The 19,047-nt window shown below is 70.3% G+C and carries 15 protein-coding genes; 11 read left to right on the forward strand and 4 right to left on the reverse strand.

Annotated elements, in window-relative coordinates:
• Window positions 1-41: 41 nt before the first annotated feature.
• The 3 genes from BV453_RS05485 to def all read left to right on the forward strand — a co-directional run bounded on the left by BV453_RS05485 (window position 42) and on the right by def (window position 5,490).
• Complete coding sequence (locus tag BV453_RS05485) at window positions 42-3,449, forward strand: pyruvate carboxylase (protein WP_249521062.1); 3,408 nt, start codon at window positions 42-44, stop codon at window positions 3,447-3,449.
• 65 nt (window positions 3,450-3,514) lie between these two features.
• Window positions 3,515-4,999 (forward strand): MinD/ParA family protein, encoded by a 1,485-nt coding sequence (locus BV453_RS05490; RefSeq protein WP_249521063.1) that lies wholly within the window; start codon window positions 3,515-3,517, stop codon window positions 4,997-4,999.
• Window positions 4,999-5,490 carry a peptide deformylase gene (gene def, locus BV453_RS05495; protein WP_085607896.1) on the forward strand — a complete coding sequence of 164 codons (492 nt, stop codon included), beginning with the start codon at window positions 4,999-5,001 and terminating at the stop codon, window positions 5,488-5,490. The genes BV453_RS05490 and def overlap by 1 nt, the downstream gene beginning before the upstream one ends.
• 92 nt (window positions 5,491-5,582) lie before the next feature.
• On the opposite strand, the gene BV453_RS05500 is transcribed toward def, so the two are convergent.
• On the reverse strand, window positions 5,583-7,415 hold the full coding sequence (locus BV453_RS05500; protein ID WP_025105101.1) for a long-chain fatty acid--CoA ligase: 1,833 nt from the start codon (window positions 7,413-7,415) through the stop codon (window positions 5,583-5,585).
• Window positions 7,416-7,566: 151 nt separating this feature from the next.
• On the opposite strand from BV453_RS05500, the gene BV453_RS05505 reads away from it, so the two are divergent.
• Together BV453_RS05505 and BV453_RS05510 are read left to right on the forward strand one after the other, a co-directional pair.
• A complete protein-coding gene (locus BV453_RS05505) occupies window positions 7,567-8,256 on the forward strand; it encodes a 1-acyl-sn-glycerol-3-phosphate acyltransferase (protein ID WP_029989867.1) in 690 nt (229 codons plus the stop codon).
• A 47-nt stretch (window positions 8,257-8,303) separates the two neighbouring features.
• Window positions 8,304-9,644: a class II 3-deoxy-7-phosphoheptulonate synthase gene (locus BV453_RS05510; protein ID WP_029989865.1), complete on the forward strand. Its 1,341-nt coding sequence runs from the start codon at window positions 8,304-8,306 to the stop codon at window positions 9,642-9,644.
• Window positions 9,645-9,705: 61 nt separating this feature from the next.
• On the opposite strand, the gene pknB is transcribed toward BV453_RS05510, so the two are convergent.
• Entirely contained in the window at window positions 9,706-11,661 is a 1,956-nt protein-coding gene (pknB, locus tag BV453_RS05515) for a Stk1 family PASTA domain-containing Ser/Thr kinase (RefSeq protein ID WP_249521064.1), read from the reverse strand.
• A 76-nt stretch (window positions 11,662-11,737) separates the two neighbouring features.
• The gene (locus BV453_RS05520) at window positions 11,738-12,874 is read right to left on the reverse strand and encodes a LysM peptidoglycan-binding domain-containing protein (RefSeq protein ID WP_249521065.1); all 1,137 of its coding nucleotides are present in this window, start codon (window positions 12,872-12,874) and stop codon (window positions 11,738-11,740) included.
• 130 nt (window positions 12,875-13,004) lie between these two features.
• Between BV453_RS05520 and BV453_RS05525 the strand changes: the two genes are divergently transcribed.
• Window positions 13,005-13,361 (forward strand): Rv2175c family DNA-binding protein, encoded by a 357-nt coding sequence (locus BV453_RS05525; RefSeq protein ID WP_025105098.1) that lies wholly within the window; start codon window positions 13,005-13,007, stop codon window positions 13,359-13,361.
• Window positions 13,362-13,367: 6 nt separating this feature from the next.
• Here the strand turns inward: BV453_RS05525 and BV453_RS05530 are convergent, their stop codons facing one another.
• On the reverse strand, window positions 13,368-14,393 hold the full coding sequence (locus BV453_RS05530; RefSeq protein WP_374209024.1) for a polyprenyl synthetase family protein: 1,026 nt from the start codon (window positions 14,391-14,393) through the stop codon (window positions 13,368-13,370).
• Window positions 14,394-14,555: 162 nt separating this feature from the next.
• Between BV453_RS05530 and BV453_RS05535 the strand changes: the two genes are divergently transcribed.
• The 5 genes from BV453_RS05535 (at window position 14,556) to BV453_RS05555 (ending at window position 19,031) form a co-directional block, all read left to right on the forward strand.
• Window positions 14,556-14,930 (forward strand): DUF3040 domain-containing protein, encoded by a 375-nt coding sequence (locus BV453_RS05535; RefSeq protein ID WP_025105096.1) that lies wholly within the window; start codon window positions 14,556-14,558, stop codon window positions 14,928-14,930.
• Window positions 14,931-15,193: 263 nt separating this feature from the next.
• The gene (mraZ, locus tag BV453_RS05540) at window positions 15,194-15,625 is read left to right on the forward strand and encodes a division/cell wall cluster transcriptional repressor MraZ (RefSeq protein WP_025105095.1); all 432 of its coding nucleotides are present in this window, start codon (window positions 15,194-15,196) and stop codon (window positions 15,623-15,625) included.
• Window positions 15,626-15,728: 103 nt separating this feature from the next.
• On the forward strand, window positions 15,729-16,667 hold the full coding sequence (gene rsmH / locus BV453_RS05545) for a 16S rRNA (cytosine(1402)-N(4))-methyltransferase RsmH (RefSeq protein ID WP_062766897.1): 939 nt from the start codon (window positions 15,729-15,731) through the stop codon (window positions 16,665-16,667).
• A complete protein-coding gene (locus tag BV453_RS05550; protein WP_025105093.1) occupies window positions 16,664-17,236 on the forward strand; it encodes a hypothetical protein in 573 nt (190 codons plus the stop codon). The genes rsmH and BV453_RS05550 overlap by 4 nt, the downstream gene beginning before the upstream one ends.
• A gap of 25 nt (window positions 17,237-17,261) precedes the next feature.
• The gene (locus BV453_RS05555; protein WP_249521067.1) at window positions 17,262-19,031 is read left to right on the forward strand and encodes a penicillin-binding protein 2; all 1,770 of its coding nucleotides are present in this window, start codon (window positions 17,262-17,264) and stop codon (window positions 19,029-19,031) included.
• The last annotated feature ends 16 nt before the right edge of the window (window positions 19,032-19,047 follow it).

The following is a 19,047-nucleotide window of genomic DNA, read 5'->3' on the forward strand; positions in this document are numbered from 1 at the left end:
TGTGCGTGCTTCGGCCGTGCATCGAGCTCTCAGAGGTGTGCATGTTCCAGAAGATCCTTGTGGCGAATCGTGGCGAGATCGCGATCCGGGCATTCCGAGCGGCCGTGGAGGTGGGGGCGCGCACCGTCGCCGTCTTCCCGCACGAGGACCGCGGCTCGGTCCACAGGCTCAAGGCCGACGAGGCGTACGAGATCGGCGAGCGCGGCCATCCGGTCCGCGCCTACCTCGACGTCGACGAGATCATCCGTGTCGCGACCGAGGCCGGCGCCGACGCCATCTACCCCGGTTACGGCTTCCTCTCGGAGAACCCCGAGCTGGCGGAGAAGGCCGCGGCGAACGGCATCGTGTTCATCGGGCCGCCGGCGAAGGTCCTCGAGATGGCCGGCAACAAGGTGGAGGCGAAGCGCCACGCCGTCGAAGCGGGCGTCCCCGTGCTCCGGTCCACCGAGGCCTCGGACGACGTCGACGCCCTGGTCGCCCAGGCGGAGGAGATCGGGTTCCCCCTCTTCGCCAAGGCGGTGGCCGGGGGAGGCGGCCGCGGCATGCGGCGCGTCGAGACGATGGGCGATCTCGGCCCTGCCCTCGCCGAGGCCATGCGGGAGGCGGGCAGCGCCTTCGGCGATCCCCGCATGTTCCTCGAGCAGGCCGTCGTGCGGCCCCGGCACATCGAGGTGCAGATCCTCGCGGACAAGACCGGTGAGACGGCGCACCTGTTCGAGCGGGACTGCTCGGTGCAGCGGCGGCATCAGAAGGTCGTCGAGATCGCTCCCGCCCCCAACCTCGACGACGACGTGCGCCAGGCCCTGCACGGCTACGCCGTCGCGTTCGCCCGCTCGATCGGCTACGAGAACGCGGGGACCGTCGAGTTCCTTCTGGAGACGGCGGGGGAGCGCGCCGGCGAGGTCGTGTTCATCGAGATGAACCCGCGCATCCAGGTCGAGCACACGGTGACCGAGGAGGTCACCGACGTCGACCTCGTGCAGAGCCAGATGCGCATCGCCGCGGGGCAGAGCCTCGCGGAGCTCGGACTGCAGCAGGAGAATCTGCACCTGCGCGGTGCCGCACTGCAGTGCCGCATCACCACGGAGGACCCGACGCAGGGCTTCCGTCCCGACACCGGGAAGATCACGACCTACCGCTCGCCCGGCGGCGCGGGGATCCGCCTGGACGGCGGCACCGTGCACCAGGGCGCTCAGATCAGCCCGCACTTCGACTCGATGCTGGCGAAGCTCACGTGCCGCGGACGCGACTTCCCGGCCGCCGTCGCCCGCGCGCGCCGTGCCCTCGCCGAGTTCCGCATCCGCGGCGTCTCCACGAACATCCCCTTCCTCCAGGCGCTGCTCGACGACGAGGCGTTCATCCGGGGCGACGTCAGCACGTCCTTCATCGACGAGCGCCCGGAGCTGCTCCGCGGACGCGAGTCCAAGGACCGCGGGACCAAGATCCTCAACTGGCTCGTCGACGTGACGGTGAACAAGCCGCACGGTGCGCATCCCGGCGTCATCGACCCCGCGACCAAACTGCCGCCGGTCGACCTGGCCGCCGAACCGGCGCCCGGCTCCCGGCAGCGGCTGCTCGAGGTCGGCCCGGAGGAGTTCGCGCGCGGTCTGCGTGCGCAGAGCGCGCTCGCGATCACGGACACGACGTTCCGCGACGCGCACCAGTCGCTGCTCGCGACCCGCGTCCGCACGAAGGACCTCGTCGCCGCCGCTCCGTACCTCGCCCGGCTGACACCGGAGCTGCTGTCGGTCGAGGCCTGGGGCGGCGCCACCTACGACGTGGCGCTCCGCTTCCTCGGCGAGGACCCGTGGGAGCGGCTCGACAAGCTGCGCGCGGCTCTGCCGAACGTCGCGATCCAGATGCTGCTGCGCGGCCGGAACACGGTCGGCTACACGCCGTACCCGACGGCGGTGACCGAGGCCTTCGTCGCGGAGGCGGCGGCGAGCGGCGTCGACATCTTCCGCATCTTCGACGCGCTCAACGACGTGGAGCAGATGCGCCCCGCGATCGAGGCGGTCCGCGCCACGGGGACGGCCGTCGCGGAGGTCGCGCTCTGCTACACCGGCGATCTGCTGGATCCGGCGGAGGAGCTCTACACCCTCGACTACTACCTGGGGCTCGCGGATCAGATCGTCGCCGCGGGTGCGCACATCCTTGCGATCAAGGACATGGCGGGCCTGCTCCGTCCCGCCGCCGCCGCGAAGCTCGTCTCGGCGCTCCGGGAGCGCTTCGACCTGCCCGTGCACCTGCACACCCACGACACTCCGGGCGGACAGCTCGCCACCCTCCTCGCGGCCAGCGCCGCCGGCGTCGATGCGGTGGACGCCGCGTCGGCCCCGCTGTCCGGCACGACCAGTCAGCCGTCGCTGTCGTCGCTCGTGGCCGCCCTCGCCCACACGGAGCGGGACAGCGGGATCTCCCTCGCCGCGGTCTCCGACCTGGAACCGTACTGGGAGGCGGTGCGTCGCCAGTACGCGCCGTTCGAGTCCGGGCTGCCGGGACCCACGGGGCGCGTGTACCACCACGAGATCCCCGGCGGACAGCTGTCGAACCTCCGGCAGCAGGCGAAGGCTCTCGGCCTCGCGGACGACTTCGAGCTCATCGAGGACATGTACGCCGCCGCCGACCGCATCCTCGGACGCGTGCCGAAGGTCACCCCGTCGTCGAAGGTCGTGGGCGACCTCGCCCTGCACCTCGCCGCGGTGAAGGCCGACCCCGCAGACTTCGAGGCGAACCCCGAGAAGTACGACGTTCCGGACTCCGTGGTCGGGTTCATGGCCGGAGAGCTCGGCGACCTCCCCGGTGGCTGGCCCGAGCCCTTCCGCTCCAAGGTGCTCGCGGGGCGTTCCGTGCGCACGGGGCTCACGGCGCTGACGGAGCAGGACGAGGCGGAGCTGGCCGGGACGAGCGCGCAGCGTCGTTCTCGCCTGAACACGCTGCTCTTCCCCGCCCCCACGGCCGAGTTCGCGGAGCGGCGCGAGCAGTACGGCGATCTGTCCGTGCTCGACACGAGCGACTACCTCTACGGGCTGGTCCCCGGCCAGGAGCACCTCATCGAGATCGACCGAGGGGTACAGCTCTACGTCGGTCTCGAAGCCATCGGCGAGGCGGACGACAAGGGCATGCGCACCGTGATGACGACTCTGAACGGTCAACTCCGGCCCGTGTTCGTGCGTGATCGCTCGATCGCTGTCGACGCGCACGAGGTGGAGAAGGCCGACACGTCGGTGCCCGGCCAGGTGGCCGCGCCGTTCTCCGGCGTGGTCACGCTCAAGGCCGAGGTGGGCGCGACCGTGCGGGCCGGCGAGCCGGTCGCGTCGATCGAGGCGATGAAGATGGAGGCCGCCATCACCGCCCCGGTGGACGGGGTCGTGGAGCGGCATGCCATCGCCGAGACGCAGCAGGTGGACGCGGGTGATCTTTTGGTCGTGATCCGACCGGCGCACTAATCTTGTGCGGGCGAGGCCGCGCACCCTGGGCGCATCTCGAGGCCCGCACAGGTTGGGAGTGACACGTGACCGCGAAGAAGAACGCCGACCCCGAGGACAGTCCGCTGGGAGTGCTCGACGACGCCGCGTCCGTCGACACCGCCGGCATCGGTATCCTCGGCGGGACCGCGCAGGTGCGGGTGACCCTGCCGGCGGAGGAGGACGACGACCTCGCCGACGACGGCGTGGTGGAGGGAGAGGTCGGCATCGATCTCGTCGTCGACGACCTCACCCTCCCCTCCGCGCCGACGCCCGTCCTCGACCCGCCGCGCATCCACGAGGTGATCGACGCGGTCGTGGTGGAGGAGCCGGTGCCGGCCGTGGTTGCCGCGCCGGAGCGGGCCGCAGAAGAGAAGGCGGCCGCCCTCTTCCTCGCGAAGGCCGATGCCGACCGTGCGGAGGTCCCGGCCGCGAAACCGGCGCGGGCCCCGCAGGTCCCCGTGCAGAAGGAGACCACGATGCCCGAAGCCGACGACACACCCGCCACCTCCGCGACCGCACGTCCGGCGCCCCGGACGGATGTGACCCTCACCGCGAAGCGTCTGGGGGAGCTGGGGGAGTCCGCTCGCGAGTCCGCGGACCTCCTCACGACCGATCGCCTCCTCGACCCGCACCGGGTGGCCAAGCCCGAACCCGAGGGCGGGTGGAGTCACTTGCTCTACACGTTGTCCGGTCGGCGGCTGAACATCGGCGACGGGCGCCGTGCGCGCGAGCGCAAGGAGCTGACCGCGCGCATCGCGGCCCCGCTCGCCGGCGGCGCCCGCTTCGTGCCGGTGCTCTCCCGCAAGGGCGGGGTGGGCAAGACCACCGTCACGGCGCTCCTGGGCATGGCCCTCGCGGACGCGCGGGAGGACCGCGTCATCGCGGTGGACGCGAACCCCGATCGGGGAACTCTCGCCGACCGGGTGCAGCGCGCCGCGCACGGCAAGTCCGTGCGCGACCTCGTCCGCATCCGGGACGACGTGCGCGGCTACCACGACATCTCCGCGATCGTGGCTCGGGATGCGACGCGCCTCGACGTGCTCGCGTCGGACGCCGATCCCCGTGTCGCCGAAGCCTTCAGCGACAGCGACTACCGCGATGTCGCTGACGTGGCCGCGCACTACTACTCGCTCGTGCTCACCGACACCGGCACCGGGATCGTCCACTCGGTGATGTCGGCGACCCTCGATCTCGCCGACCAGATCGTCATCGTCTCCGGTCTCAGCGTCGACGAGGCACGGCTGGCCTCCGAGACGCTCACGTGGCTCGAGACCAACGGGTACGCGCACCAGGCGCGCGACGCCATCGTGGTTCTCAACCAGTCGACCCCGGGCACGCCGCTCGTCCGCCTCGGAGAGCTGCAGGCGCACTTCGCGTCGAGGGCCCGCAGCGTCGTGCGCGTGCCGTACGACCCGCAGATCGCCGCGGGCGGGACGATCGTCTTCGCGAACCTCCTCCCCGAGACCCGGAAGGCGGCGCGGGAACTCGCCGCGCTCCTCGTCGAGGGCCTCCGGACGAAGGCCGCCTGATGACGGTTCGCGAGATCCGCATCTTCGGCGACCCGGTCCTGCGGACGGTGTGCGCGCCCATCGAGGAGATCGACGACGGCGTGCGCGCCCTGGTCGCCGATCTCCTGGAGACCGTCGAGCTTCCGGGGCGCGCCGGCGTGGCGGCCCCGCAGATCGGCGTCGCGCTCCGCGCCTTCAGCTACAACGTCGACGGCGAGATCGGGTACGTCCTCAACCCCGTGCTGACGGAGGTGCGCGGCGAGCCGGAGCCCACGGGGGAGGGCTGCCTCTCCGTCCCCGGACTCTGGCACGACGCCCAGCGCCATCCCTGGGCCCGCGTCGAGGGGATCGACCTCGACGGACAGCCCGTGGTGCTCGAGGGCGACGGCTTGCTCGCGCAGGCGCTCCAACACGAGACCGACCACCTCGACGGCACGCTCTTCCTCTCCCGGCTCGACCCGGAGACGCGGAAGGTCGCGATGCGCGAGGTGCGCGAGAGCTCCTGGTTCTAGCTGCCGACCCACCCCTTCTCGTACGAACCGGCCCCTTACGCGCGAGCGCAAGGGGCCGGTTCGGTCAGAAGGGGGTGGGTCGACGAGGGGCGTCAGCCGCCGATCGCGACGTTGGTGGTGGCGACGGGCTCGTCGTAGATCGCGGAGATCTCGTCGGCGAAGTCGTTCATGATGATGTTCCGCTTGATCGACAGCTTCGGGGTGAGGTGGCCCGAGGCCTCCGTCCACTCCGAGTCGAGGATCGTGAACTTGCGGATGGACTCCGCACGCGACACCCGCTCGTTCGCCGCGTCGACCGCGCGCTGCACCTCGGCGCGGACCTGCGGGTTGGTCGAGGCCTCCGCCAGCGTCATCTTCTCGTCGAGGCCGTTGTTCGCGAGCCACGTCGGCAGCATCTCGGGGTCGAGGGTGACGAGCGCCGAGATGAACGGACGCTGGTCGCCGACGACGACGACCTGCCCGACGATCGGGTTCGCGCGGATCGGGTCCTCCAGGGCCGCGGGGGCGACGTTCTTGCCGCCCGCCGTGACGATGATCTCCTTCTTGCGTCCGGTGATCGTGAGGAACCCGTCGGCGTCGAAGCTGCCGATGTCGCCGGTGTGGAACCAGCCGCCGTCGCTGAACGCCTCGGCGGTGGCCTCCGGGTTGTTCCAGTACTCCTTGAAGACGTTGATGCCGCGCACCTCGATCTCGCCGTCGTCGGCGAGACGCACCCCGACGCCGGGAAGGGCGGGACCGACCGTGCCGATCTTCGACTTCGAGGCGAGGTTCACGGTCGCGGGGGCGGTCGTCTCGGTCAGACCGTAGCCCTCGAGGATCACGACGCCGAGGCTGTGGAAGAAGTGACCGAGGCGGGCGCCCAGGGGAGCGGAGCCCGACACCGCGTAGACGACCTTGCCGCCCATGGCCTCGCGGAGCTTGGAGTAGACGAGCTTGTTGAACAGCGCGAACTTGAGCTTCGTCCCGAACGGGATCTTCTTGCCCTCCTCCAGCAGCCGGGAGTGCTCGATCGCGACGTCGGCGGCGGCGCGGAAGATCTTGCCCTTGCCGCCCGCCTCGGCCTTCTGCTCGGCGGAGTTGTAGACCTTCTCGAACACGCGGGGGACTGCGAGGAGGAAGGTCGGCTGGAACGAGCCGAGGGCCGGGAGCAGCTGGCGCGTGTCCGGCTGGTGACCGGTGCGCACCCCCGCGTGCACATTGAGGATGGAGATGAAGCGGGCGAAGACGTGTGCCGTCGTGATGAAGAGGAGGGTGGAGGACCCCGGCGTCTGCACGACCTCGTCGAGGGCCTTCGCGGAGTTGCGGGACAGCTCGACGAAGTTGCTGTGGGTGAGCACGCAGCCCTTCGGCCGCCCGGTGGACCCCGAGGTGTAGATGAGGGTGGCGATGTCGGAGCCGACGGCGAGGTTCCGGCGGCGCTGGATCTCCTCGTCCGAAACCGATGCCCCCTGGGCGGTGAGCGTGTCGATCGCGCCCAGGTGCAGCTGCCAGACCTCCCGGAGCAGCGGCAGGTCGCCGCGCACCTCGTCGACGCGGGCGAAGTGCTCCGGCGACTCGACCAGGAGGGCGATGGCGCCGGAGTCCTCGAGGATCCATTGGATCTGCGACGGCGAGCTCGTCTCGTAGATCGGCACCATCACCGCACCGGCGTAGAAGAGGGCGAAGTCGACGAGGCTCCACTCGTAGGTGGTGCGGGCGAGGAAGCCCACCTTCTCGCCGGGCTGGATGCCCGCGGCGGCGAAGCCCTTCGCGAGCGCGATCACCGCGGTCTCGAAGTCGGCGGCGGTGATGTCGCGCCATCCGTCGCCCTGCGGGACGGAGAACAGCGCCCGGTCGGGAGTCGCCTCGACGCGCTTCGCAAGCAGGTCGGCGACGTTCGCGTCGGGATCGGCGGGGACGATCGCGGGGACTTCAAACTGGACCACGGCAGCTCCTTCGGTACCGGTCGGGCACGGGCGTTGGTCCGAGTCTAGGGTATGGCACCGGGTCGCGGTCAGGGTGAAACTGAGTCGCTTTCCCGAGGTGGCGAGGGGGAACAGCGGGACGATCCGCGACACGGCGCTAGACTTCACCTCGATGTTCTACTGGCTGATGAAGTACGTCGTGATCGGCCCCGTGGTCAAGGCCGTGTTCCGCCCCTGGATCGTGGGGCGGAAGAACGTGCCCGCGACCGGAGCGGCGATCCTCGCCAGCAATCATCTCTCCTTCGCGGACTCGATCTTCCTCCCGCTCGTGATCGACCGGCCCATGTCGTTCCTCGCGAAGAGCGACTACTTCACCGGGCGGGGCCTCAAGGGGTGGTCTACCCGCTTCTTCATGAAGGCGACCGGGCAGCTCCCCATCGACCGCTCGGGCGGAAAGGCCTCGGAGGCATCGCTCAACACGGGTCTCCAGGTGCTCGGCGGGGGCGACCTCCTCGGCATCTATCCGGAGGGCACCCGCAGCCCTGACGGCAAGCTCTACCGCGGCCGCACCGGCATCGCCCGGATGGCACTCGAAGCCAAGGTCCCCGTGATCCCGGTCATCATGGTCGACACCGACACGGCCATGCCCATCGGCCGGCGGATCCCGCGCGTCATGCGGGTCGGGATCGTCATCGGCGAGCCCCTCGACTTCTCCCGGTACGCCGGGATGGAGAACGACCGCTACATCCTCCGCTCGGTCACGGACGAGATCATGGTGGCGCTCCAGCGGCTCGGTCAGCAGGAGTACGAGGACGTCTACGCATCGACCGTCAAGGACCGCCTCCCGAGCCGCGTCACATAGGCTCCAGGGCGCGTCTCGGCGGTGTCGCCGCCCACTAGGCTGGACGCATGCTCCCGCACCACATCGAAGCCCTTGATGCCTGGCGCTCGCTTCCCATCAAGCAGCAGCCGCAGTGGCCAGACGCCGACCGCGTCGCCGACGTCTCCCGGCAGATCTCGAGCCTTCCGCCGCTGGTCTTCGCCGGTGAGGTCGACAACCTCCGCGACCGTCTCGCCCGGGCCGCCTCGGGGCAGGCCTTCCTGCTGCAGGGCGGCGACTGCGCCGAGACGTTCGCCGGCGCGACCGCCGAGCAGATCCGCAACCGCATCAAGACGGTGCTGCAGATGGCCGTGGTGCTCACGTACGGCGCCTCGATGCCGGTCGTCAAGATGGGACGCATGGCCGGGCAGTTCGCCAAGCCGCGCTCCAGCGACACGGAGACCCGCGGCGAGGTCACGCTCCCGGCGTACCGCGGCGACATCGTCAACGGCTACGACTTCACCGAGGGCTCGCGTCAGGCCGACCCCGGTCGTCTGCTGCAGGGCTACCACACCGCGGCGTCGACGCTGAACCTCATCCGGGCGTTCACGCAGGGTGGATTCGCCGACCTCCGCGAGGTGCACTCCTGGAACAAGGGCTTCGCCCAGAACCCCGCCAACCAGCGCTACGAGCGCATGGCCGCGGAGATCGACCGGGCGATCAAGTTCATGGAGGCCGCCGGCGCCGACTTCGACGAGCTCAAGCGCGTCGAGTTCTTCACCGGGCACGAGGGCCTGCTCATGGACTACGAGCGCCCGATGACGCGCATCGACTCCCGGACGGACACCCCGTACAACACCTCGGCCCACTTCCTGTGGATCGGGGAGCGCACGCGCGAGCTCGACGGCGCGCACGTCGACTACTTCTCCAAGATCCGGAACCCGATCGGCGTGAAGCTGGGTCCCACCACGACGCCGGAGACGGCGCTGGCGCTCATCGACAAGCTCGACCCGGAGCGCGAGCCCGGACGCCTGACCTTCATCACGCGCATGGGCGCCGGACGCATCCGCGACGCGCTGCCCCCGCTGCTGGAGGCCGTCCGGGAATCCGGCGCGCAGCCGCTGTGGGTCACCGACCCCATGCACGGCAACGGCATCACCACGCCGACCGGCTACAAGACGCGGCGCTTCGACGACGTCGTCGACGAGGTCCGCGGCTTCTTCGAGGCGCACCGTGCGGTGGGCACGTTCCCCGGCGGCATCCACGTCGAGCTCACGGGAGACGACGTCACCGAGTGCCTGGGCGGGTCTGAGCAGATCGACGAGGCCGCGCTCGCGACCCGCTACGAGAGCCTGTGCGACCCGCGCCTGAACCACATGCAGTCGCTGGAGCTGGCGTTCCTCGTGGCCGAGGAGCTTGAGAAGCGCTGATCCGCGAGGCGGATGCACGAAGGGGCCGGAACGATGTTCCGGCCCCTTCGTCGTCTCGGTCTCAGCCGGCGAAGCCCATGGTGAGCGTGATGCTCGTGCCCTTGCGCTGCGGTTCGGACGGGCTGTACGACTCCACCCGCGTGTTCTCGTTCGCGAGGAGGTCCCAGACGGAGTCGGGGAGTCCGGTGCTGCTCGTGTAGCTCCACGTGAAGCCGGCGTCACGCAGGGCGGCGGTGGCCTCGTTGCGCGTCATGCCCGACACATCGGGGACGTCGAAGAGCGGCGGCCCCTGCGAGATGATGAGCTGGATGGTCTCGCCCGGTCGCCAGGCTCCCTCCTCGGCGCGGTCCGCGTACCCGATGACGCGGTCCTTGCCGATGGAGTCGCTCGGGCGGTAGATGCTCTCCTCGGCGACCTTGAGTCCCTTGCCGGTCAGCGCCTCGGTGGCCTGAGCGACGGTCATGTCCGTGACGTCGGGCACGGCGCCGCGGGAGACCTGCATGGTCGCGGTGTCCTTCTCATGCACCGTGCAGCCCTCTTCGCAGCCGAAGGCGTCTCCGCCGTCCCGAGGCGTGATGCGCACGTTGATCACCGAGCCGTTCGCCGCGTCCGTGAAGAACTCCTCGTCGTCGGTGATCTCCAGGTTCGCCGCCTCCAGCGCCGCGCGGACGTCGTCGGCCGACTGCCCGGCGACGGCGGCGAGCTCGTGCGAGGCCGGGCCGGCGGAGACGACGACGGCGACCGTGGTGCCCTTGTCGACCCTGGCGCCGGTACCGGGATCGGTCTCGATGACGATGCCCTTGTCGACGTCGACGGAGAACTCGTCGCGCTGCGTCGGTTCGAAGCCTGCCTCCGTGAGGTCGGCCGCCGCCTCGTCGTACGTCTGTCCCGCGACGTCGGGGACCGCGATGAGCGAACCGGGGCCGGAGCCGAACCACCAGCCCACGCCGCCGGCGAGGACCGCCAGCAGGAGCACGAGGGACAGCAGGAAGGTGCCGCGGGCGCGGCGCTTCGAGGCCCGCCGACGGAGGATGGTGGCGTTGTCGATCCCCGGGGAGGTCGCTGTCGCCGGCTCCGGGAGCACCATCGTGCCCGGCATGACCTTGGTGAGGTCGCCGGAGTCCGCCTGGTCGCGGGCGGAGCCGGTCGTTCGGGTCACCGCGGGGGCGACGCCGATCTCGCGCTCGATCTCGCGCAGGCGCTCCAGCATCTGCTGTGCGTCGTCGGGCCGCTCGTCCGGCGACTTCTCCGTCGCCCAGAGCACGAGCTCGTCGAGCTGCTCCGGGACCGCGGGGTTGCGCACACTGGGGCGGGGGACCGACTCGGTGGCGTGCTGGAAGGCGATCTGCATCGGCTGCTCGCCCTTGTAGGGCTGCTCGCCGACGAGCATCTCGTAGAGCATGATGCCGAGCGCGTAGATGTCGCTGCGGGCGTCGGCCGTGCCGCGCGTGACGAGCTCGGGGGCGAGGTACGCGATCGTCCCGAGCAGTTGCTGACCGGTCGCGGTGTTCGCCGTGGTGGCCCTGGCGAGACCGAAGTCGCCGATCTTGATGCGGCCGTCCTCCGCGAGCAGCACGTTCTCCGGCTTGACGTCGCGGTGGACGATCCCGGCGCGGTGCGCCGCGGACAGTCCGGCGAGGACGGCGTCCATGATCGTGATCGTCTGGGCGACGGTCAGGCGCTTCTGCTCGCGGAGGAGTTCGCGCAGGGTGATGCCCGGCAGATACTCCATGACGAGGTAGGCGAGTTCGCCGTCCTGCCCCTGGTCGAAGACGTTGACGACGTGCGGGTCGGCCAGACGGGCGGCCGCGCGGGCCTCCTGGATGAACCTGCTCTGGAACGCCGAGTCGTCGCTGAGGTGCGCGTGCATCACCTTCAGGGCGATGCGGCGCTCGAGGCGCAGGTCGGTGGCGACGTAGACGGTGGCCATCCCGCCGCGGGCGATCCGCGCGCGGACGCGGTAGCGACCGTCGACAAGCCGCCCGATGAGGGGGTCGGCCTGATGGTTGGTCGTCACGACAGAAGTCTATGGACGATTGGCTGAAAGCCCCGGGAACGCCTCACCCCTCGACGCATCCGGATTTCCGGAATCGTCACCCGTGCTGTGCGAGCCACGCGTACGCCTGCGTCTCCCACTGCCCGTAGCGCTCGGGGTAGGCGGAGATCTGCACGGCCTGCGCCGCGTCGGTGAAGGACAGCGACTCCCACCCGGGGATGTCGAACAGACCGCGGGTGACGTCGCCGTTGGGATCGCCGGTTCCGCCGTAGAAGACCCGCGTGCTCCGTTCCGCATCCATGATCTGCTCCGGCGTGCCCCAGCCCGTGCTGGGGCGCTGCTGGAACAGGCCGAGCGAATCGCGGTCTCCCCAGTCGAGGTTCCGCAGACCCGACTCCACCATTCCCGTCGCGAGAGCGGTGGCGATCGCGCGGTCGGAGGCGCCCAGCTCACGGCCGATGCGGATGATGAGGGAGGCATTGGCCACCTGCTCCGCATTCAGGGCGGCGGTGTGCTGGCCGCTCGGGGCGGCGGCGGGCGTCGGCGCCGGAGCACCCTGGACGGCGAGCTTCTGACCGGGATAGATGATCGACGAGGCTTCGAGGCCGTTCCAGGCGAAGAGGGACTGCGTCGTGGTGCCGTACTTCTGCGCGATCGAGAACAGCGTCTCACCGGCGGCCACGGTGTGCGTGGCGGCGGCCGGTGCGGGGGCGGGCGTCGACGGCGCTGCGGCGGGAGCGGCCGCGGGGGCGGCGGGTGCGCCCGCGGACACGACGAGCTTCTGGCCCGGGTAGATGATCGCGCCCTGGGGCAGGCCGTTCGCGGCGAGGACGGCGCTCACCGAGGTCCCGTACGTCTGGGCGATGGCGAACACCGTGTCGCCGGCCGCGACGACGTGCGTCTTCGCCGCGGCAGTGGCGGGTGTCGCGGCCGGGGCCGGAGCCGCCGCAGGTGCCCGCAGGGAGAGAGTCTGCCCGGGGTAGATCACGGAGCGCATCGAGAGCCCGTTCCAGCTGAGGACGTCGGCGGTCCGGAGCCCGTACCGCCCGGCGATGCCGGCGACCGTGTCGCCCGGCTGCACGACGTGCCCCGGCGGCACGTTCTGCGTGGGGACGACGCGCGTCGGAGCGACGCGCTGGCGTTCGTGCGGTGCGAGCGGTGGTGCGGGTGCGGCGGCGGGTGTCGCCGTCAGGGTGGCGGCGAGAGCGCCGGCCACGGCTGTCTGCAGGATCACGTCGGGCCCCCTTTTCGAGCACTTCACGCTGACACGGATGTATAGAGATGTCAACAGAAGTGACGGGTGTGACGCATGGGGCGAAAGTGACGAACATGCGACCGGGCCGTGGAGGTGAGATAGTGGCACCGTGTCTGAGAACGTCGCTGCAACCCCTGATTCCGCGCTCGAGTGGCTGACCATGCCCGACCTCGTCGAGGTCCTCGGCGAGCCGTTGGGTCGCGTGCGACGCCTGATCGACGAGCACTACCTCGTCGGCTCGCGCCGCAGCGGTGTCTTCGCGGTCCCCTCCGTGTTCATCGTGGACGGACAGCCGCTGAGCTCGCTGCGCGGAACGATCATCGTGCTGCAGGACGCCGGGTTCTCCGACGACGAGCTCATCGACTGGCTGCTCGCCGAAGATGAGACCCTCGGGCGTTCGCCGATCGCCTCTCTCCTCGCGGGGCACAAGAGCGAGGTGCGCCGGCTCGCGCGCACGCTCGCCTGAGCCTGCTCAGGAGGATCGCACGGTGGCGGCCCTGGCGAGGTCGCGCAGCTCGCCGACCGCTGCGTCGTCGAGGCGCGCGCCGGTCAGCGCACGGTTGGCGTCCCTGGCGTAGTCGGCGATCATCGTCTCGACGCGGTCCAGAGCCCCGGTTCCGGCGATCGTCTCCTGCAGGAAGGAGACCTGGGATGCCGACAGGTCGGGATCGCCGAGCATCTCGTCGAGCACCCGGCGGGCCGAGGTGTCCAGGCGCTCCCTGGTGAAGGCGATGAGCACGGTCCGCTTGCCCTCCCGCAGGTCGTCGCCCGCGGGCTTCCCGGTGACGGCGGCGTCGCCGAACACGCCGAGCACATCGTCGCGCAGCTGGAAGGCGAGACCGAGCGGATGCCCGAAGCGGCGCAGCGCCCGCGTCTGCTCGGCATCGGCGCCGGCCAGGCTCGCTCCGAGGACCAGCGGCTGCTCGATGCTGTAGCGCGCCGATTTCAGCGAGGCGACGCGGAGCGCCCGCTCGGCGTGCTCGCGGTCGTCGCTCACGCTCCACGCCGACTCCTCGGCGATGTCGAGGAACTGCCCGGTCGTGACGTCGCGACGCATCCGGGCATACTCCACCCGCACGGTCCTCGCCTCGGCGTGCCCGTCGAGCGCCGACTCCAGGAGGTCGTCGCTCCAGGCCACGAGGAGATCGCCGAGCAGGACGGATCCGGCGCGCCCGAAGGCGGCGGCGTCGCCCCACCATCCGGCGGCGCGGTGCGAGGACTCGAGTGCGCGGTGGGCGGCGGGGCGTCCTCGACGGGTGTCCGAGTTGTCGATCAGGTCGTCATGGACGAGAGCGGCGGACTGGAAGATCTCGAGGGCGGCGCAGGCGTCCCACAGGTGGTCGTCCTCGACCGCGCGACGATCGCGGAACCGGGCGACCGCACGCCACCCGGCGTGACAGAACCGGGCGCGCAGGCGCTTGCCGCCGGAGAGGGTGTCCGCCGCCGCGGCGAGGAAGGCGGCGGCGTCCTCGCCGTACTCGGCCGACTCGGCTCGCATGCGGTCGAGGAAGAGGTCCAGTCGCGCGGCTACGGCCTCAGCGACGGAGGGGGAGGGGGACGGCACGACTCCCAGCATACGTAAAGGATGTGAGGCGGGAACCGCTAGCCCCGGACGCTGCTCGCGCGTAGACTGGAGGGCACGATACCCGAGGGGGATGAGATGCCACTCTCCGAACAGGAGCAACGTCTGCTCGACGAGATGGAACGCCATCTCCTGCACAATGACGCCGACGTCGTGAGCGCGCCGTCGGGTGATCGCACGCTGAGCTATCGCAACCTCGTCTACGGGGCCCTCCTCCTGCTCGCCGGCATCGGCGGACTGGTCGTGGGTGTCATCCTCGGCGACGTCTGGGGCATCGTGGTCGGCGTCATCGGATTCGCGGCCATGCTCGGCGGAGTGATGCTGGCCGTCACCCCGGTCCGGCGCAGCGGTCCGGCAGAGACCCGCACGCGCACCGCCCCGAAGCGGCAGGACTCCTCCTCCTTCATGGATCGCATGAACGACCGGTGGGATCGGCGCCAGGACGGTCACTGAGCCCCCTCCCTTCTCCTCCACCACGAAGCCCGGATGCTGAGCATCCGGGCTTTTTCGTGTCTTCGGTCCGTTGACGCCGTCTGACTCCTCCACTGGCCCTCCACTGGCCCTCCACCTTGCTCCACCGCGGAATCTCGCGGGTCGTGAGCGTGCGGGTTGCGAACCGCGGCGCGATACGCGGGATTCATCGTAGGAATGTGGAGGAAAGTGGAGTAAAGTGGGGCGCACCTCGAGTTGGCCGGACGGAGAGGGGGTGATGGCCGATGCTGCTGGGCACGCACTCACCGAAGCTGGATGACAAGGGACGGGTCATTCTTCCCGCGAAGTTCCGCGAGGACCTGGGCGGCGGCATCGTCGTCACCCGGGGTCAGGAGCGGTGCCTCTACGTCTTCAGCACGGCCGAGTTCGAGGCGATGCACGAGCGGATCCGTCAGGCCCCGCTCGCCAACAAGCAGGCGCGTGACTTCATGCGCATGTTCCTCTCCGGTGCCAGTGCGGAGATGCCCGACAGCCAGAACCGCATCACCATCCCCGCCCACCTGCGTCAGTACGCGGGTCTTCAGAAGGAGCTCATCGTGACCGGAGTCGGCGCCCACGCCGAGATCTGGGATGCGGAGAGCTGGAACGCCTACCTCGCCGCCGGCGAGGAGTCCTACGCCGAGCTGGAGCAGGAGGTGATTCCCGGACTGTTCTGACCACGGCTGTGATGCCCCGCCGCTCCCGCCCCGACACACTTCCCCGGTGCCGGGTCGAGAAGCGGAGGGGGATCAGAGCCGAAGGTCGGACCCGAGAGAGATCATGAACCTCCGCGACATCCACACCCCCGTCCTGCTCGACCGCTGCGTCGAGCTCCTCGCGCCGGCCCTCCGGGAGGACGGCGCCGTGCTCGTCGACGCCACCCTCGGCATGGGCGGGCACTCGGAGGCGCTGCTTGAGCGCTTCCCCGGCATCCGTCTGATCGGCCTGGACCGCGACACTGACGCGCTGAAGATCGCGGGGGAGCGGCTCGCCCGGTTCCGCGACCGCGTCACGCTCGTCCACACGGTCTACGACGAGATCGGTCTGCACGCCCAGGGCGCCGCCGGGATCCTCTTCGACCTCGGCGTCTCGTCGCTGCAGCTGGACGAGGCCGAACGCGGCTTCGCGTACTCCAAGGACGCTCCGCTCGACATGCGGATGGACCAGACGAAGGGCATCACCGCCGCCGACGTCATCGCGACGTACAGCGAGGGGAACCTGCGCCGCATCTTCGAGCGGTACGGCGAGGAGAAGCTCGCCGCACGGTACGCCCGCTTCATCATCGACGCCCGCCAGAAGCAGCCGATCACCCGCTCCGGGGAGCTCGTGGACATCCTCGTGGCGGCGACGCCCGCCGCGGCACAGCGTGCGGGGCACCCCGCGAAGCGCGTGTTCCAGGCGCTGCGCATCGAGGTCAACGCGGAGCTGAACGTGCTCGCGGACGCCATCCCCTCCGCGATGGACGCTCTCGCCGTCGGCGGTCGCATCGTCGTGATGTCCTACCAGTCCCTCGAGGACCGGCTGGTGAAGCAGGCCTTCGCCGCCGCGTCCTCCTCGACGGCACCCGCCGGCCTCCCTGTCGAGCTGCCGGAGCACGCCCCCCGATTCCGCATCCTGACCAAGGGGGCGGAACTCGCCGACGACGAAGAACGCGCACGCAACCCGCGTGCGATACCGGTGCGCCTGCGCGCCGCCGAGAAGGTGCGGGAGAGCGCATGAGCATGAACGCAGTCCGCAAGCCGACCCTGCCGCTGCAGCCGGTCGTCCCGGAGAAGACCCCGGAGCGCCGCCTCCAGCCCGTGACGGCGCCGGCGCGGCGGCGGAAGCCGAAGCTCGCCTACGCGCTCGTCGCCCTCGGCGGAGCCCTGGCGATCGGTGCCGCGCAGGTCGGACTCTCCCTGGCCATCACGCAGGACTCGTTCACCCTCGCCGGGCTCACCTCCCAGCAGCGCGAGCTCGATCTCCGCACGGATGCACTGAAGGAGGAGCTCACGGGTCTGAGCTCTCCGCAGGTGCTCGCCGGCAATGCGGCCGACCTCGGCATGGTCGTCGCGGGAGCGCCCTCGTATCTGCGTCTCAGCGACGGCGCGGTCTTCGGCGCCGGTGCCGGCGCGGAGGGGATCTCGACGGTCGACCCCCACGGACCGGCGGCCGTCGGCAACGTCCTCGTCACCGAGGAGACGCCCGCGGCGGAGCAGACCGCGGAGGAGTCCACAGGCGGCACTCCGCCCGCGACGGATCTGCCGCCCGCCCTCACCGACGGCCTCCCCAGCCCCACGACCCACTGACCATCCCGATCGACGGAGAGATCCCATGACGACACGAGCCACGCGCGGACCGCGGCGACGCACCGTCGTCGCACTGGCGGTCATCCTCTCAGTGCTGGTGGCGTTCGTCGTCCGCCTCATCGACATCCAGGTCGTGAGCGCCGACGAGCACGTCAGCCAGTCCCTCGAGCACATCGGGGACGGGTCGACGATCCCCGGACAGCGCGGCTCCATCGTCGACGCGGAGGGCACCGTCCTCGCGTCGAGCGTCATGGTGTACGACGCCCAGCTCAGCCCGCAGGTGATCCGACTCACGGAGGAGAAGGACCCGGCGCTGCCGTGGGCCGAGGCCTCCGAGAAGATCGCCGAGATCACGGGCGTGCCGGGCGAGGAGATCCGCAAGCGGGTCTCGGACGCCCTGGCCGAGAACCCGAACAGCCAGTACGCGCCCTTGAAGACCGGGTTGAACACCGAGCAGTACATCGCGCTCCGCGACCTCGGCCTCGGGTCCTACCTGGCGCTGAAGCCGCGCGAGACGCGGGTCTATCCGAACGGCGCGGTCGCCGGCAACGTGCTGGGCTTCCTCGACAACACGGGCGAGGCCAAAGCCGGTGTGGAGCAGCTCGAGGAGTCGTGCCTCGCGCCCGTGGACGGTGAGAAGACGTACCGCAAGGGCAAGGACGGGGTCGTGATCCCGGGCAGCGAGTCCGTCACCGACGCCGTGAACGGCGGCACCGTGCAGCTCACGATCAACAGCGACCTCCAGTGGTACCTCCAGCAGATGGTCGGCGAGGAGGCCCAGAAGCAGGGCGCGAAGGGCGGGACCGTGACGGTGGTCGAGGTGGGCACCGGCAAGATCCGCGCCGCCGCCGAGTGGCCGGCCATGGACCCCAACGACCTGGACTCCTCGACGCCGGAGACCCGTTACAGCCAGATCTTCCACCGCGACTTCGAGCCGGGCTCGACGTTCAAGGCGATCACGGCGGCGGCGGCGATGGAGGGTGCCGGCCTCACTCCGCTCAGCACCGTCACGGCCTCGTCGCGGGAGACGTTCCCCAACGGCGCCGTGGTCAACGACGCGTTCAGCCACCCCGCGTACAACTACACGCTGGCCGGCGGACTGATCGACTCGTCCAACACGGCGCTGTCGAAGTTCGGCACGATGGTCGCCCCCGAGGTCCGCTACGACTACCTGCAGCGCTTCGGCGTCGGTCAGAAGACGCTGGACTTCCCCTCCGAGGTGGGGGGCATCCTCCACCCGGTGAGCGACTGGGACAGCCAGTCGCTCTACACGACGACGTTCGGCCAGTACTTCACCGTGACGGCTCCCCAACTCGCCGGCGCGTACCAGGCCATCGCCAACGGCGGGGAGAAGATCGACCTGACGATGGTCGAGTCCTGCACCGCACCCGACGGGACGGTCACGGAGACCCCGAAGCCGAAGCACGAGCAGATCGTGAAGGAGCAGACCGCGGCCGATCTGACGCGCATGCTCGAGAACGTGGCCGTGCAGGGCGGGAACGCGGATCGCATCCAGGTGCCCGGCTATCGCGTGACCAGCAAGACCGGTACCGCACAGGTGTCCGACGGCAAGGGCGGCTACAAGGCGGGCGTCTACTACACCAGCATGGTGGGCTTCGCTCCCGTCGACGACCCCCAGTACGTCGTCGTGGTGACCCTCGACGAGCCGACTAAGGTTGTATCGTCCGCGGCCACCGCTTCCGCCTTCCAGAAGGCGATGACGCAGGTGATGAAGACCTATCGCGTGATGCCGTCCTCTGTCCCGATGGACGCGCTCCTCCCCAAGTTCGGATAGCCGGCGAGAGCCGCGC

The sequence above is a fragment of the Microbacterium sp. ER1 genome (assembly GCF_023383675.1).
Lineage (GTDB): Bacteria > Actinomycetota > Actinomycetes > Actinomycetales > Microbacteriaceae > Microbacterium.